This is a genomic window from Streptomyces cynarae (assembly GCF_025642135.1).
GTDB lineage: Bacteria > Actinomycetota > Actinomycetes > Streptomycetales > Streptomycetaceae > Streptomyces > Streptomyces cynarae.
Window position 1 is genome coordinate 2701868 of sequence record NZ_CP106793.1, and the last position, 13567, is coordinate 2715434.

Below are 13567 nucleotides of genomic sequence, written 5' to 3' on the forward strand. Positions count from 1 at the left end.
GCCGGTCGCACAGCAGCCCGGCGACCGAGGCCTCGGGGCTGCCGTAGCGGGAGAGGAGGACGTCGACGGTCACGGGGTCACCCCGCGACGGGAGCGATGGGCTGCTCCTCGGCGGTGTCGAGTACGGCCGCCGGCTCTGACTTGGCCCTGGGCCGGGCGAACCTGCGCATCAACGGCTCCTCCACGCACCTGTTCAGCAGCCAGGCCAGACCCCACGACAACGCGAAGGCGAACAGGCCGAGACCGACCGCCTCGGCCGTGCCCCACGATTTCGTGGCACCGAGCGCCACATGGCCGAAGTTGAGCACCAGCCAGTGCAGCAGGTAGAAGGCGAAGGAGAGCTCGCCGCCCCTGACGAACACCCGGCTGCGGAACGGCGACCAGGTCCCCTCGATGTCCGCGGTGGCCCCCGCCGCGACGACCAGGGCGATCGGTCCGCTCGTCGCCGCCACGAAACTCCACGGCTCCGCGATGTTCGAGGCGAGGAGGTAGCCGCCGAAGAGCAGTGTCATGGCCGCCCACAGCGGCAGCCTGATCCACTTGCCGGTCATGACGATGCGGGCCATCACCATGCCGAGGACGAACTCCAGGGCGCGCACGGGCGGCGCCATCTGGATGAACCAGACCCGGTAGGTCGGGATGGTGAAGTACATCGGCTTCGCGGGCAGCAGCTCGGCAACGAACGGGATCGCCCAGGTCGCCGCGACCAGGCCGGCGGCCCACCACCACAGGCGCTCGGGCTGGATGGCCGCGACGGCCCGGCGGAAGAGCGGGAAGCAGGCGTAGAAGAAGACCTCCGCGGACAGCGACCAGCTCACGAAGTCCATGCTGAAGAACGTGTCGGAGCTCGGGAACCAGGAGTGGATCAGGAACAGGTTCGGCACCGCGCTCTGCCAGCGTATGGAGACGCCGAGCCAGACCATCAGGATCGCGGCGATCAGCCAGGCGACCACGTGGTTGGGCACCACCTTGACGGCCCGGCGGCGCCAGAACCTGCGCGCCGGCTCACCGGGCTTGGCGATCAGCGTGAGGATGAACCCGCTCAGCACGAAGAAGAAGCCCACCCCTATGGGCCCCGTCCTGTGGAAGAGCGTCATGTAGGTGTCGGCGGCCCACTTGTCGTGGAAGGGGAACTGGAAGGCGAAGTGGAAGGTGAACACCAGGGTGGCTGCGACGAGCCGCATGCCGTTCAGGCCGGGCAGCCAGGCGGGGCGCGCGCCGGCCTGCGGACTGCCGGAGCGGGTCTGGGGGCGTGCCATGAGGCATCAACTCCAAGGAGGTGGATACGGGAGGCATCGGCAATAGTGCTGCCGATGGCTTGAAGTCGCCTTGAATCATGTGGCGTTGCGCACTCCGGATGAGCGCCCGCTGAAGACCGCGTGTCCCGGCCCCCGGTGAACAGGGCCCGTTCGATGAGTCTCCGAGAGGCCGATACGTGGCCGGGGCATACGTGGCCGGGGCTGCGGCGGAAGGCCCCCGCCGATCGGCTTTCGGGTGGTGGTTCTCAGGCGGTGCGGGGCAGCAGCACCACGCGGCCCTGGTGGGCCCGGGACTCGATGATCTCGTGGCCCTTGGCCGCCTCGACGAGCGGAAGACGGGCGTGTACGGCGGCCTTGAGGCGGCCCGACATCAGATGGTCCGTCAGCTCGGCGAGGCCGTCGGAGTACTGCTGCGGGTGCAGGCGCTGCCAGGCCGAGAGGGAGAAGCCGGTCACGAACTTCAGGCCGATCAGGTCCAGCACCGGCACCTTCGGCACCTCCGTGCCGCCGCCTGCGGAGCCGTAGAAGACGAGCCGCCCGCCGGGCGCGAGCAGGCCGATCCCCGCGAGCAGGACGTCACCGCCGACGCTGTCCAGGATCAGGTCGACGCCCCGCCCGCCGGCGGCGGTCGCGACCTCCTCGGTCCACCCGGGGCGGGTGTAGTCGACCACCGCGTCGGCGCCGAGGGAACGGGCGAAGTCCAGTTTGGCCGGGGAGCTCGCGGTCGCGATCACCCGGCCCGCGCCCGCCAACTTGGCCAGCTGCACGGACAGATGACCGATTCCGCCTGCGGCCGCGTGCACCAGGACGGTCTCCCCCGCCCCCAGCCGCCCGGTCGCGAGCGTGCCCACCGCGATGGGCCCCGCGCCCGGCAGCACCGTCGCCGCCGCGGCGTCGAGCCCTTCGGGCACTGGCACCAGGGTCGCGGCGTCGGCCACCGCGTACTCGGCGTACGCGCCCTGCATCAGAAAAGCGCCGACCCGGTCGCCGGCCTTGACGTGCTCGACCTGCGGACCCACGGCCTCGACCCTGCCGACCACGTCGCCGCCCAGGACCACCGGGAGCGTCGGCTTCCACATCGGTGCGGGGAAACAGTCGCGGCGCATCTGGGTCTGGGCGAAGCCCACGCTGACGGCCTCGGCGGCGATCAGCACCTGTCCCGGACCGGGCTCGGGGACGTCGGCGTGGGTCACCTGCAGGACGTCGGGTGCGCCGTAGCGGGCGATCGGGACGGCACGCATGTGCTTGCTCCTCACGAGGGGACGGGTCACCCGGTTCACCAGGGAATGTGGCTGGTCTCGGACTGGAAGGTGGCGGTGGGCCCGTCGTCGCCGAGGACGGCGAGGCGGGTGACGGTCACGGCGGCCTCCTCGGCGGTCCCGACGCCCTGGTGTCCGTTGAGGTCCGTGGCGACGTAGCCGGGCTCGGCGGCGTTGACCTTGATGCCGTCGGTCTTCAGCGCCTGGGCGTACATGAGAGTGAGGGCGTTGAGGGCGGCCTTCGACGAGTTGTATGCCAGCATCTGGAAGGGCGCGAGACGCTCGGGCTCGGCCGAGTTGACGCCGAGGGAACCGAGGCTGCTGGAGATGTTGACGATCCTGGCCCGGCCGGAGAGGCGCAGCAGCGGGACCATGGCGGAGGTGACGGCGACGGCGCCGAAGACGTTGGTCTCGTAGGTGTCGCGCAGCAGGGCGACCGTGACCTCGACGACCGGTATGCCGTGGTCGAGCAGGACGCCCGCATTGTTGACGAGGATGTCGAGTTTGCCGAAGGTCTGCCGGATCCGGTCGGCGGCGGCCTTCACGCTGTCCTGGTCGGTGACGTCGAGGCGGAGGGCGTGGGCGTCGATGCCCTCGGCGCCGAGGGCGGCCGCCGCGGTGGCGCCGCGTTCCCGGTCGCGGGCCCCCACCAGCACGGTCGCGCCGAGCGAGCCGAGCTTGCGGGCGGTCTGGAAGCCGATGCCCTTGTTGGCGCCCGTGACCAGGGCGACGGTGCCCGGGGGCAGGGTCTTGAGGTCGTCGTTGCTCGTCAACTGGCTCATCAACGGGTCCTGTTCTACGGGACTTGTGTGGGGTCAGCCGGCGCGCACGCCGGTGAGCGCTTCGCCGGGGCGGCCCAGGTAGGTGACGTCGTGCCGGGCGACGAGCGCCTCGATCGCCGCCCGGTCGGGGGGCGTGCCCCGGCCGAGCAGCTCGGCGAGGCCCTCGAACATGGCCTCGGTGCCGCCCGGGGTGGAGATGCAGAGCATCCGGCTCGGGCCGTCGCTGATGTTGCGGAAGCCGTGGCCGATGCCGCGCGGGCCGTAGAGCAGGGTGCCGGGGCGGGCTTCGTGGATGCGGTCGCCCAGCTGGATGTCGTACGCGCCCTCGATGACGTAGAACGTTTCGTCCAGGCCGTCGTGCAGATGCAGCGGCGGGCCGCCGCCCGGCGGCGTGGTCAGCTCGAAGAAGGAGAACAGCCCGCCGGTGTCCGCGGAGCGGAGCAGGACGCGCCCCTCCTCCACGGTCCACCGGACCGGCTCGACCTCATCGCGCACGATCACCTTGCCTGGCCTGATGGTCATGCTCAACTCCCCTGTTCCGGCGCCCTCTCGGGTTTCGTCACGAGGGTGTGCCCAGCCGCTGGAGTCCGCCTCGAATCCCGGCGGTCAGGTGCGCAGCAGCACCGCCTTGCCCCTGAACTCCCGATTCGCCCACGCCTCGAAGACATCCGGTGTACGGCACCAGTCGTCGATCCTGCCGATCACCGGGCGCAGGCGGCCGTCGGCGACGAGGGAGACGAGGAGCGCGAGGTCCTCGCCCTTGGTCTCCTCGGGGTGTTCGCTGATGAACCCCTGGATCCTGGCGTTGTGGCCGCGCATCGCGAAGTCCTTGAGGCGCAGTTCGGTCGGACCGTTGTGGCCGCCGTAGACGACCGCGATACCGTCGGGGACGAGCAGGCGTACGGCGTCGGTGAGCAGGGGGCCGGCGACGCCGTCGAGGATGAGGTGGAAGGGACCGAGGGCCGGGTCGCGCAGGCACGTGACGACCTGGTGGGCGCCCAACTTCCTTGCTTCCGCCGCCCGTTCTTCGCCGCTGACGTGGGCGGTGACCGTCGCCCCTGACATGGCGGCGAGCTGGACGGCGAACTGGCCGACCCCGCCGGTGGCCCCGGTGACCAGGACCCGGCGCCCGAGAACCGCCCCGCCGACCCGTAGCGCGCGCAGCGCCGTGAGGCCGGCGATGGGCAGGGTCGCGGCCTGTTCGTGGGCGACCCGCTCGTCCAGCACGGCCGAGCGGTGCACGGGCACGGCGACCCGCTCCGCCCAGCCCTCCCAGTCGACCCGGGCCACCACCCGGGCGCCGGCCGGCGGACCGCTGCCGTCCGCCGCCGGTCGCAGCACGACGCCGGCGACGTCCTGTCCGGGGCGCCAGCCGTCGGGCCGCTCCTCGAAAAGTTTGGTCTCGCCGGGGTTGACGGCGTAGGCGCGTACGTCGAGGAGGAACTCCCCTGGTCCGGGCTGCGGTTCGGGCAGGTCGTCGGCGAGCCGGAGACCTGCCCGTGCCGTACTGTCGGTGATGAAGCCGCGCATCCGCGCCCTTCTCTCGTCACTGTCTACGGTGCTCAGGCCGACGCCTCCGCGGCGACCGTCGGCGAGCTGTCCGCCGCGGCGGCGGGCTTGGCCGCGGGCCGGGTCAGCAGCGCGGTCAGCCCGGCCATCACGGCGATCAGCGCGAGGTTGATCCAGACGACGGTCTCCGCCGCGGAGGCGAAGTCCGCGCGTCCGGTGTGCGAGCCGAGCACGGAGAAGAACACGGTGCCGAGCACGGCGAGGCCCGCTGTACCCGCGAACTGCTGGGTCGTGTTCAGCATGCCGGAGGCGACGCCCGCCTGCTGCGGCCGCACCCCGCCGAGGGTGGCCCCGATCAGCAGCGGCAGCACCAGCGTGTTGCCGAAGCCGAGCAGCGCTAGGCCGATGACCAGCCAGGCCACGTTGATGTCGCCGCCCAGAGCCTGCAGCGCCGTACCGATGAACACCATGCCCACGGCGGTGATCGCGCAGCCGAGCAGCATCGCTCCCCGGGCGCCGATCTTGGGCACGAGGCGCCGGCCCGCCACCGGTCCCGCCATGCCGAGCACGGCCATCGGCCCGAAGGCGAGGCCCGCCTGCAGGGCGCTGAGGCCGAGGCCGGACTGCAGGAGAAGGCTCAGTACGAAGATGCCGCTGGTGAAGGAGGCCATGAAGGCGACGTTGACACCGAGCCCGAGGCTGAAGCCGCGGTTGCGGAACAGGGCCAGGTCGAGCAGCGGGTCGCCGCCGCGTCCGCCGAGCCGGCGCTCCCACAGGATCGCGGCGATGCCCACGGGCACGGAGGCGGCGAGCGAGATCCAGGTCCACAGCGGCCAGTGCTGACCGCGGCCGAGGACCATCGGGACCAGGGCGAGGGCGAGCGCTCCGGAGACGCCGACCACGCCGAGCGGGTCGAGGCCGGGGCGCCGTCCGGTGTCGGCCTGGGGCAGCAGCCGCAGGGCGAAGGCGACGACGACCACGCCGACGGGCAGGTTGAGGAAGAAGATGACCCGCCAGCCCAGCCCGAACACGTCCGCGCTGAGGAGCAGCCCGCCGAGGACCTGACCGCAGACGCCGGCGAGACCGGCGACCACGCCGAACCAGGACAGCGCGCGCATGCGCTCCTCCCCGGGGAAGACCGAGGTGATCAGGGCGAGGACCTGCGGGACCATCGCGGCCGCGGTGAGTCCCTGCAGCAGCCGCGCGGCCACCAGTTCGCCGGGGCTCTGGGCGAGTCCGCACAGCACGGAGGCGAGGGTGAAGCTCGCCATGCCGATCAGGAACATCCGCCGGTGGCTGAGCAGGTCGCCGAGCCGGCCGCCGAGGACGAGGCCTGCTGCGTACGTGAACGAGTAGCCGCCCACGATCAGTTCCAGCGTGGCCTCGTTCGCGTTCAGGTCGTGCTGGAGCGAGGGGATGGCGACGTTGATGACGTTGAGGTCGAACCCGTACATGAAGGTCGCCGACAGGATGACCGGAAGCATCAGCCATCGGCGCGGGTCTGGGGTGGTCACGGTGCCTCCAGAGCGGAAGTTTCAAATACTTCGAAGAGGTCGATAATCATCGAACTGTGCGATGGTTATCGAAGAGTACGATGGATGTAGAACTCTGCGCAACGGTGAACTAGGCTGGCCCGCATGAGTGATGAGGTCTTCCACCCGGCGGTCGAGGACCTGCCCCTGTCCAAGGTGCTCGCCGCGCTCGCCGACCCGGCCCGTCTCGCGATGGTCCGTGCCGTGGCCGCGACGGACGGCGTGTCCTGCACCCGGCTGGGGCAGGACGCCGGTCTCGAACTGAGCAAGTCGACGATGTCCCACCATCAGCGGATCCTGCGCGAGTCGGGGATCACCCGGACCCGGGTGCAGGGATCGCACCGGATCCTGAGGCTGCGCCGCGAGGAGTTGGACGCGCGCTTTCCGGGGCTGCTGGACGCGGTGCTGGCGGCCCCGGCCGAGCCGGTCCCGGTGCGGGCTGCGCGGCGCGAGCGGGTGAACGCCCATTAGGCGCTTCGAGATTGGCCGTCGGGCTGCGGGTCCGTTGTGGCCGGTCACGGCAGTCCCCCCGCCCCTCAGGGGCGCCACAGAGCCCTCAGCGGTTCGTCAAGCTCCAGGGCTCCCCGTCGAGGACCAACCCCGCATATCCCCGCGCTGCCGGTTCCCACTGCAGCACCGCGTGTCCTGACGCCGCGTTCGCGTCCCGCCAGAAGCGCTGGAAGTCTCCCGACTCGCTCTGGGCCCGGGTGCCGGCGGTGCGGGCCAGTCGTCCCACCGCGTCAAGCAGCAGCTCCACCGCCAGTACGTGGTCGCGCTGGGCGCGCGCCGCGGTCAGCGAAGACGGCCGCCCGCGTCGGCGTCCGCCGCGGCGCGCTCCAGGAGCAGGCGCGCGGCGTCGATCTCACCGGCCGCGCGGGCCAGGGTCAGCTCGCTCGTCGCGTCCTGGCCGCCGGAGATCCGCTCCGTCGACGGCGCCACCCGTCGCTTCTGCGCGACCGCGCCCGACCAGCTGTGCAGGGCGCCCTCGGCCGCGCCGAGCACCGGTGCCGCGAAGGACAGGCCGCTCACGCTCTTCAGCGGCACGCGGTTGACGTGCGCCTCCGAGGCGACGGGCTGCCCGGCGAGCAGGTCGGCCCGGGCGAAGGTGTGCTCGCGGGGGACGTAGGTGGGCTCCAGGGCGAGGGTGTCGCTGCCGGTGCCGCGCATTCCGACCGTGAACCAGGTCTCCTCGATCGTGTAGGCGGCCCGGGGCACGAGCAGGAAGCGGACATCCCGGCCGCCGTCGGCCGTCGGCACCGGGCAGCACAGCAGGGCGTGGTCGGAGGCGTGGATCCCGCTGAGGAACGCCCACTTGCCGTCGATCTCCCAACCTCCGGTCACCGCACGGGCGTTGCCGCCCGGCATCAGGGCGCCGACCACGAAGGCGTCGGGCCCGTCGGCCCAGACGGCCCGCTGTCCCTCCTCGGGCAGAAAGCCGGCCATGCGGCCGAGGGTCGCGGCGATCGACGCGCACCAGGCGGCCGAGGCGTCACCCGCGGCGACGTCGGCCACCTCGCGCACGAACGTGCCGAAGGAGCCTTCGGTACCGCCCCAGCGGGCGGGCACGAAGTGCCGGGCGAAGCCGCCGGCCCGGATCGCCTCCGTCACCTCCGGGCCGAGCATGCGGTCGAGTTCGGCCTTCGCGGCGTGGGCGCCCGCCAGGACGCCGACCTCGCGCGCCGTCGGCGCCGGGGCGCGGGCGGGTGAGGCGTCGGACATCGGAAGTACCTCCTCCGGTCGGTGGACGACAAGCGGTCACCAGCCTCGTACGGCCTGCTGGAGCGCCCCTTGAACCCGGCTGGGGCCGACTCGTAGCGGCTTCTGGAGTACCGCTCGAACGCGTACCGCGCCCAACCCGCCCCACCCTCCTTCGAGTCACCTTCGAGTCGGCTGGCCGAGCTTCGAAGCTGCCAACGGCGATCTCCCGTCGGCGGTGGGAGATCCCCGCCCGGCGCAGACGAAAGGAACGCAACGAGATGCTCTGCTCGACCGAAGGCCGCACGGCGACCCGCGGCCGTATTCAGGGAGCGTCCGACGCTCCGGGCCGCCCGGCAGGTGCCCGATGAACCGGCGTGTGGTGATGACCGGGATCGGCGTGCGCGCTCCTGGCGGGACGGGCACCAAGGAGTTCTGGGATCTGCTGACCTCGGGTCGCACGGCGACCAGGCGGATCTCGTTCTTCGACCCCTCTCCGTTCCGCTCCCAGGTGGCCGCCGAGATCGACTTCGACGCGAGGCTGGAGGGCTTCACCCCTCGCGAGATACGGCGCATGGACCGGGCCACCCAGTTTGCCGTCGCCTGCACCCGGGACGCGGTGGCCGACTCGGGGCTCGACCTCGAAACGGGCGATCCACACCGGCTCGGCGTCAGCCTGGGCAGCGCGGTGGCCTCCGCGACCAGCCTGGAGAGCGAGTACCTGGTGATGTCGGACGCCGGGCGCCAGCCGGTGGTCGACCCCGCCTACCTGTCGCCGCACATGTTCGACTACCTGAGCCCCGGCATCATGCCGGCCGAGGTCGCCTGGTCCGTGGGGGCCGAGGGGCCGGTGACGATGGTGTCCGACGGCTGCACCTCGGGGCTCGACGCGGTCGGCCACGCCGTCCAGCTGATCCGCGAGGGCAGCGTCGACACGATGATCGCGGGTGCAACGGACACCCCCATCTCGCCGATCGTGGTGGCCTGCTTCGACGCGATCAAGGCGACCACCACGCGCAATGACGACCCCGAGCACGCCTCGCGCCCCTTCGACAACTCCCGCAACGGCTTCGTCCTCGCGGAGGGTTCGGCGATGTTCGTCCTGGAGGAGTACGAGGCCGCCAAGGCCCGCGGCGCGCACATCTACGCCGAGGTCACGGGCTACGCGACCCGTTCGAACGCCTACCACATGACCGGTCTGAAGAAGGACGGCCGGGAGATGGCCGAGGCCATCCGCCGGGCGCTCGACGAGGCGCGCCTGGATCCCACCGCCATCGACTACATCAACGCCCACGGATCCGGCACCAAGCAGAACGACCGGCACGAGACCGCCGCCTTCAAGCGCAGCCTCGGCGATCACGCCTACCGGATCCCGGTCAGCTCCATCAAGTCGATGGTCGGGCACTCGCTCGGCGCAATCGGCTCCATCGAGATCGCCGCCTGCGCGCTCGCCATCGAGCACAACGTGGTGCCCCCGACGGCCAACCTGCACCAGGCCGACCCGGAGTGCGACCTCGACTACGTCCCGGTCACCGCGCGCGAACACCGTACGAACGCCGTGCTCACCGTCGGCAGCGGCTTCGGCGGGTTCCAGAGCGCGATGGTCCTCCAGCGACCCCAGGAAGTGACGGCATGAGCAAGCGGACAGTCATCACCGGAATCGGGGTCGTGGCCCCGAACGGCCTCGGCACGGAGGCGTATTGGAAGTCGGTGCTCGCGGGCAGCAACGGCATCACCGAGCTGGACCGCTTCGACACCGCCGGCTACCCCTCCCGCCTCGCGGGCCAGATCACCGACTTCCACGTCGAGGACCACCTGCCCGACCGGCTGCACGCGCAGACCGATGTCTCCACCCAGTACGCGCTCGTCGCCGCCGACTGGGCGCTGAAGGACGCGGGCATCGGCGCGGACGCCCTCGCCGACTACAGCATGGGCGTGGTCACCTCGACCGCGCAGGGCGGCTTTGCCTTCACCCACAACGAGTTCGACAAGCTGTGGAGCCGCGGACCCGAATTCGTCAGCGTCTACGAGTCGTTCGCGTGGTTCTATGCCGTCAACACCGGCCAGATCTCCATCCGCAACAAGATGCGCGGTCCGAGTGCCGCCCTCGTCGGGGAGCAGGCCGGCGGTCTCGACGCCCTCGGCCACGCCCGCCGCACGGTGCGCCGCGGCACCGAAGTGGTGGTCTCCGGCGGTGTCGACTCAGCTCTGGACTCCTGGGGTTACGCCGCCCAACTGGCCGGCGGCCTGGTCAGCACGGTGTCTGATCCGGCCCGCGCCTACCTGCCCTTCGACGCCGCCGCCTGCGGCCATGTGCCGGGCGAGGGCGGGGCGATCCTCATCGTCGGGGACGAGGAGTCGGCGCGGGCGCGCAGCGTGGAGCACCTCTACGGCGAGGTGGCCGGCTACGCCTCGACCTTCGATCCGGCCCCCGGCTCCGGCCGCCCCCCGGGCCTGCGCCGCGCGATCGAACTGGCCCTCGCCGACGCCCACTTGGCTCCCTCCGACGTCGACGTTGTGTTCGCGGACGCGGCCGGCAATCCCGGCCTCGACCGCGCCGAGGCCGCCGCGCTGCGGGAGGTCTTCGGCGCGCGCGGCGTGTCGGTCACCGCCCCCAAGGCCCTGACCGGCCGCCTCGCGGGCGGCGGCGGCCCACTGGACGTCGCCACCGCACTGCTCGCCATCCGGGACAGCGTCGTCCCGCCGACCGCCCACACCACCGACGTACCCGAGGAGTACGGCCTCGACCTGGTCCTCGGCCAGGCGCGCGAACTGCCGGTCCGTACCGCCCTGGTGCTCGCCCGCGGCCGCCGCGGCTTCAACTCGGCGCTGGTCGTCCGCGCGGTCTGATCCCGTCACACGCCTGTCACAAGGCACGTACAGAGAAAGAGAGACCTCTCATGACCGTCCAGACCGTCACCGGCCTGAACATCGACGACATCCGGCGGATCCTGATCGAGAGCGCGGGCTTCGACGGCGCGCCCGATCCGGCCACCGACATCAGCGACATCCCCTTCGAGGAGCTCGGCTACGACTCGCTCGCGCTGATGGAGAGCGCCGCGCGGATCCAGCAGGAGTACGGCATCCGCATACCCGACGACGAGATCACCGAGGTCGAGACGCCCCGCGCCCTTCTCGGCCTGGTCAACACCGGCCTCTCCGCCGCCGCCTGACCCCCTCCCCCTCCGGCTCCGGACTCCTGCCATCCCCCACAGGAGTCCGGAGCCGGACCCGCATCCACTGAGGAGTAAGGACTTATGCCCTTCCGTCAACAGCACTACACGGAACACACATTGACCGTGAACGCTCCCGCGCGGTCTCTCTACGGCCTGGTCGCGGACGTGACCCGGTGGCCGGCCGTGTTCGGGCCGAGCGTGCACGTGGACCTCCTGGAGCACGACGAGTACGGCGAGCGCTTCGAGATCTGGGCCGTGGTCAACGGCGAAGTGGGCAGCTGGGTATCGCGCCGCACCTTCGACGCCGACGCCCTGCGCATCACCTTCCAGCAGGAGCGCAGCCGCGCCCCGATCGCCTCCATGGGGGGCGAGTGGCTCTTCCGGGAGCTGGACGGGGGACGTACCGAGATAGTCCTGCGCCATGACTTCACCGCGGTCGGCGACGACCCCGAAACGGTGCGCTGGATCAACGAGGCCCTCGACCGCAACAGCCCCGACGAGCTGGCGGCGCTCGGCCGGATAGCGGAGTCCGGCCACCCGGTGGACGACCTCGTCTTCTCCTTCACCGACACGGCCGAACTGCCGGGCTCCGCCGCCGACGCCTACGACTTCGTCCACCACGCCGAGCACTGGGCCGAGCGGCTGCCGCACGTGAGCCGGGTCCGGCTGAGCGAGCCCTCGCCGGGGGTGCAGGACCTCGAGATGGACACGGTGACCTCGGACGGCTCGGCGCACACGACGCGGTCGATCCGCGTGTGCCGGGGCCAGGAGTGGATCGCGTACAAGCAGCGGGTCGCCCCGCGTCTGCTGCTCGGGCACAGCGGCCGCTGGAACTTCGCCGAGGGCCGCGAGGGCAGCCTGGTCACCGCCACGCACACCGTGGCGATCAATCCCACCGCGATCACCGAGGTGCTGGGCGAGGGCAGCACCCTGGCCGACGCCCGCGCCTACCTGCGCGACGCGCTGGGCCGCAACAGCCTCGCGACGCTGACGCACGCCGGCGAGTACGCGGCGGCGCGGCTGACGGTGGGCGTGGACTGAACCGGCCGACGGCCGAAAGGGCCGGGCACCTCATGAAGAAGGTGCCCGGCTCTTGTACGTCACTCAGCCTTCCGCTCCCGACAGGTCCAACGTGTCTGCCGCAAGACGCAGTTGCTCGAAGCGCCCCGTGACGTCCGTGGCCGTCGCCGAGATCATCGCGCCGAGCGTGGTCACTCCCGCCTCCGCACACGCCCGCATCCGCCGCGCGATCCGCCGCACGGGCCCCGCGAGCGCCGTGGCGTCGACGAACTCGGCCGGCACGGCGGCGGCCGCCACCACCCGATCGCCCGCCACCAGCCGTCGTCGTACCTCTGCCGCCTGCCGTGCGTGGCCGAGGGTTACGGCCAGCCGGTAGTGGCGGTTGGCGTCGGGGTCGCCGATGCCACGGCGAGTCGCCCCCGCCACCAGTCCGAGTACGCTCGGCGTGTCCGAGCGCATGCCTTCCGGGGCGAGGGCGAGGGAGTATCCGAGATCCTCTGCGGCGCGGGCCGGCCGGCCCGCGCCCTGATAGCCGAGGTTGACGCCGAGACGCACGGCCTACGTTCCTTCCGCTCGGCGGCTCGTCCGTCTCACAGGAGGTGGGCACCGCCGTCCACGCTCAGCACGGCACCGGTCGTGTAGGCGGAGGAGACCAGGCCGAAGACCGCGTCGGCCACGTCCTCGGGGTCGCCGACCCGGCGCAGCGGGGTGGCCTCGCGCACGTGCTCGGCGATCGCGGTGAAGTCCTTGGTCCACGGGGTGTCGATGAGCCCGGGGGCCACCGCGTTGACCCGGATCTCGGGGCCCAGCACATTGGCGAGGAGCCGGGTGAGGTGCTCGATCGCGGCCTTGCTGATCGCGTACGGGATGCAGCTGCCGGCGGGGCGGCTGCCCGCGACCGAGGAGACGCTGACGACGACGGCGTCGCCCGCGGCCTTCAGGTGCGGCACGGCGGCCACGGTGGTCTGCCAGGTGCCGATGACGTTGAGTCCGAGGATCTCGCGCCAGATGTCGGGGGTGGCGGCCTCCAGGTCGGCGTGCGGGATGAGGCGGGTGGTGCCGGCGTTGTTGACCAGGATGTCGAGCCGTCCGTAGTGGTCGACGGTCTCGGCGACCAGGCGCCGGGCTTCGGTCTCGTCGCCGATGTCGGCCTGGATGTAGTGGGCGTCGGGCAGCTCGGCGGCGAGCTTCTCGCCCGCCTCCACCGAGCGGGTCGAATTGATCACCACGCGGATGTTCTCAGCGGCCAGGCGGCGGGCGACGGCCTCGCCGATGCCGGACGTGGAGCCGGTCACCAGGGCGACGCGATGGGCGGACATGCGGGGTAGCTCCCTC

General features: G+C 71.7%; 13 protein-coding genes and 1 pseudogene. 5 read left to right on the top strand and 9 right to left on the bottom strand.

Annotated features, from left to right (window positions below; translation table 11 throughout):
* Positions 1 to 77 precede the first annotated feature (77 nt).
* The 6 genes from N8I84_RS12620 to N8I84_RS12645 all read right to left on the bottom strand — a co-directional run bounded on the left by N8I84_RS12620 (position 78) and on the right by N8I84_RS12645 (position 6323).
* Positions 78 to 1259, bottom strand: a complete 1182-nt coding sequence (locus N8I84_RS12620; protein ID WP_263229611.1) for an acyltransferase family protein — start codon at positions 1257 to 1259, stop codon at positions 78 to 80.
* Between the two features lie 245 nt (positions 1260 to 1504).
* Entirely contained in the window at positions 1505 to 2500 is a 996-nt protein-coding gene (locus N8I84_RS12625) for a quinone oxidoreductase family protein (protein WP_263229612.1), read from the bottom strand.
* A 35-nt stretch (positions 2501 to 2535) separates the two neighbouring features.
* The gene (locus N8I84_RS12630) at positions 2536 to 3300 is read right to left on the bottom strand and encodes an SDR family oxidoreductase (protein WP_263229613.1); all 765 of its coding nucleotides are present in this window, start codon (positions 3298 to 3300) and stop codon (positions 2536 to 2538) included.
* A 33-nt stretch (positions 3301 to 3333) separates the two neighbouring features.
* On the bottom strand, positions 3334 to 3822 hold the full coding sequence (locus N8I84_RS12635; protein WP_263229614.1) for a cupin domain-containing protein: 489 nt from the start codon (positions 3820 to 3822) through the stop codon (positions 3334 to 3336).
* Between the two features lie 84 nt (positions 3823 to 3906).
* A complete protein-coding gene (locus N8I84_RS12640) occupies positions 3907 to 4830 on the bottom strand; it encodes a zinc-binding dehydrogenase (RefSeq protein WP_263229615.1) in 924 nt (307 codons plus the stop codon).
* A gap of 32 nt (positions 4831 to 4862) precedes the next feature.
* Positions 4863 to 6323, bottom strand: coding sequence for an MFS transporter (locus N8I84_RS12645; RefSeq protein ID WP_263229617.1), 1461 nt, complete (start codon positions 6321 to 6323; stop codon positions 4863 to 4865).
* Positions 6324 to 6446: 123 nt separating this feature from the next.
* On the opposite strand from N8I84_RS12645, the gene N8I84_RS12650 reads away from it, so the two are divergent.
* The gene (locus N8I84_RS12650) at positions 6447 to 6812 is read left to right on the top strand and encodes an ArsR/SmtB family transcription factor (protein WP_263229618.1); all 366 of its coding nucleotides are present in this window, start codon (positions 6447 to 6449) and stop codon (positions 6810 to 6812) included.
* Between the two features lie 85 nt (positions 6813 to 6897).
* Here the strand turns inward: N8I84_RS12650 and N8I84_RS12660 are convergent.
* Positions 6898 to 8060 (bottom strand): annotated as a pseudogene (locus N8I84_RS12660) (acyl-CoA dehydrogenase family protein).
* 343 nt (positions 8061 to 8403) lie between these two features.
* On the opposite strand from N8I84_RS12660, the gene N8I84_RS12665 reads away from it, so the two are divergent.
* The 4 genes from N8I84_RS12665 to N8I84_RS12680 all read left to right on the top strand — a co-directional run bounded on the left by N8I84_RS12665 (position 8404) and on the right by N8I84_RS12680 (position 12253).
* On the top strand, positions 8404 to 9672 hold the full coding sequence (locus tag N8I84_RS12665) for a beta-ketoacyl-[acyl-carrier-protein] synthase family protein (protein ID WP_263229621.1): 1269 nt from the start codon (positions 8404 to 8406) through the stop codon (positions 9670 to 9672).
* A complete protein-coding gene (locus tag N8I84_RS12670; protein ID WP_263229622.1) occupies positions 9669 to 10886 on the top strand; it encodes a ketosynthase chain-length factor in 1218 nt (405 codons plus the stop codon). Before N8I84_RS12665 ends, N8I84_RS12670 begins: the two co-directional genes overlap by 4 nt.
* Positions 10887 to 10936: 50 nt before the next feature.
* Positions 10937 to 11209: an acyl carrier protein gene (locus N8I84_RS12675; RefSeq protein WP_263229623.1), complete on the top strand. Its 273-nt coding sequence runs from the start codon at positions 10937 to 10939 to the stop codon at positions 11207 to 11209.
* Between the two features lie 84 nt (positions 11210 to 11293).
* Positions 11294 to 12253, top strand: coding sequence for an aromatase/cyclase (locus tag N8I84_RS12680; RefSeq protein WP_263229624.1), 960 nt, complete (start codon positions 11294 to 11296; stop codon positions 12251 to 12253).
* Positions 12254 to 12316: 63 nt separating this feature from the next.
* Here N8I84_RS12680 and N8I84_RS12685 read toward each other — a convergent pair whose 3' ends face one another.
* Positions 12317 to 12787 (bottom strand): hypothetical protein, encoded by a 471-nt coding sequence (locus tag N8I84_RS12685; RefSeq protein WP_263229625.1) that lies wholly within the window; start codon positions 12785 to 12787, stop codon positions 12317 to 12319.
* 35 nt (positions 12788 to 12822) lie between these two features.
* Positions 12823 to 13551, bottom strand: a complete 729-nt coding sequence (locus N8I84_RS12690; RefSeq protein WP_263229626.1) for an SDR family NAD(P)-dependent oxidoreductase — start codon at positions 13549 to 13551, stop codon at positions 12823 to 12825.
* Positions 13552 to 13567 lie beyond the last annotated feature (16 nt).

Coding starts and splice junctions, on each gene's coding strand:
- N8I84_RS12630 (WP_263229613.1), bottom strand. CDS start 3,300: ATGAGCCAGTTGACGAGCAACGACGACCTCAAGACCCTGCCCCCGGGC.
- N8I84_RS12625 (WP_263229612.1), bottom strand. CDS start 2,500: ATGCGTGCCGTCCCGATCGCCCGCTACGGCGCACCCGACGTCCTGCAG.
- N8I84_RS12665 (WP_263229621.1), top strand. CDS start 8,404: ATGAACCGGCGTGTGGTGATGACCGGGATCGGCGTGCGCGCTCCTGGC.
- N8I84_RS12680 (WP_263229624.1), top strand. CDS start 11,294: ATGCCCTTCCGTCAACAGCACTACACGGAACACACATTGACCGTGAAC.
- N8I84_RS12640 (WP_263229615.1), bottom strand. CDS start 4,830: ATGCGCGGCTTCATCACCGACAGTACGGCACGGGCAGGTCTCCGGCTC.
- N8I84_RS12650 (WP_263229618.1), top strand. CDS start 6,447: ATGAGTGATGAGGTCTTCCACCCGGCGGTCGAGGACCTGCCCCTGTCC.
- N8I84_RS12670 (WP_263229622.1), top strand. CDS start 9,669: ATGAGCAAGCGGACAGTCATCACCGGAATCGGGGTCGTGGCCCCGAAC.
- N8I84_RS12635 (WP_263229614.1), bottom strand. CDS start 3,822: ATGACCATCAGGCCAGGCAAGGTGATCGTGCGCGATGAGGTCGAGCCG.
- N8I84_RS12675 (WP_263229623.1), top strand. CDS start 10,937: ATGACCGTCCAGACCGTCACCGGCCTGAACATCGACGACATCCGGCGG.
- N8I84_RS12690 (WP_263229626.1), bottom strand. CDS start 13,551: ATGTCCGCCCATCGCGTCGCCCTGGTGACCGGCTCCACGTCCGGCATC.
- N8I84_RS12620 (WP_263229611.1), bottom strand. CDS start 1,259: ATGGCACGCCCCCAGACCCGCTCCGGCAGTCCGCAGGCCGGCGCGCGC.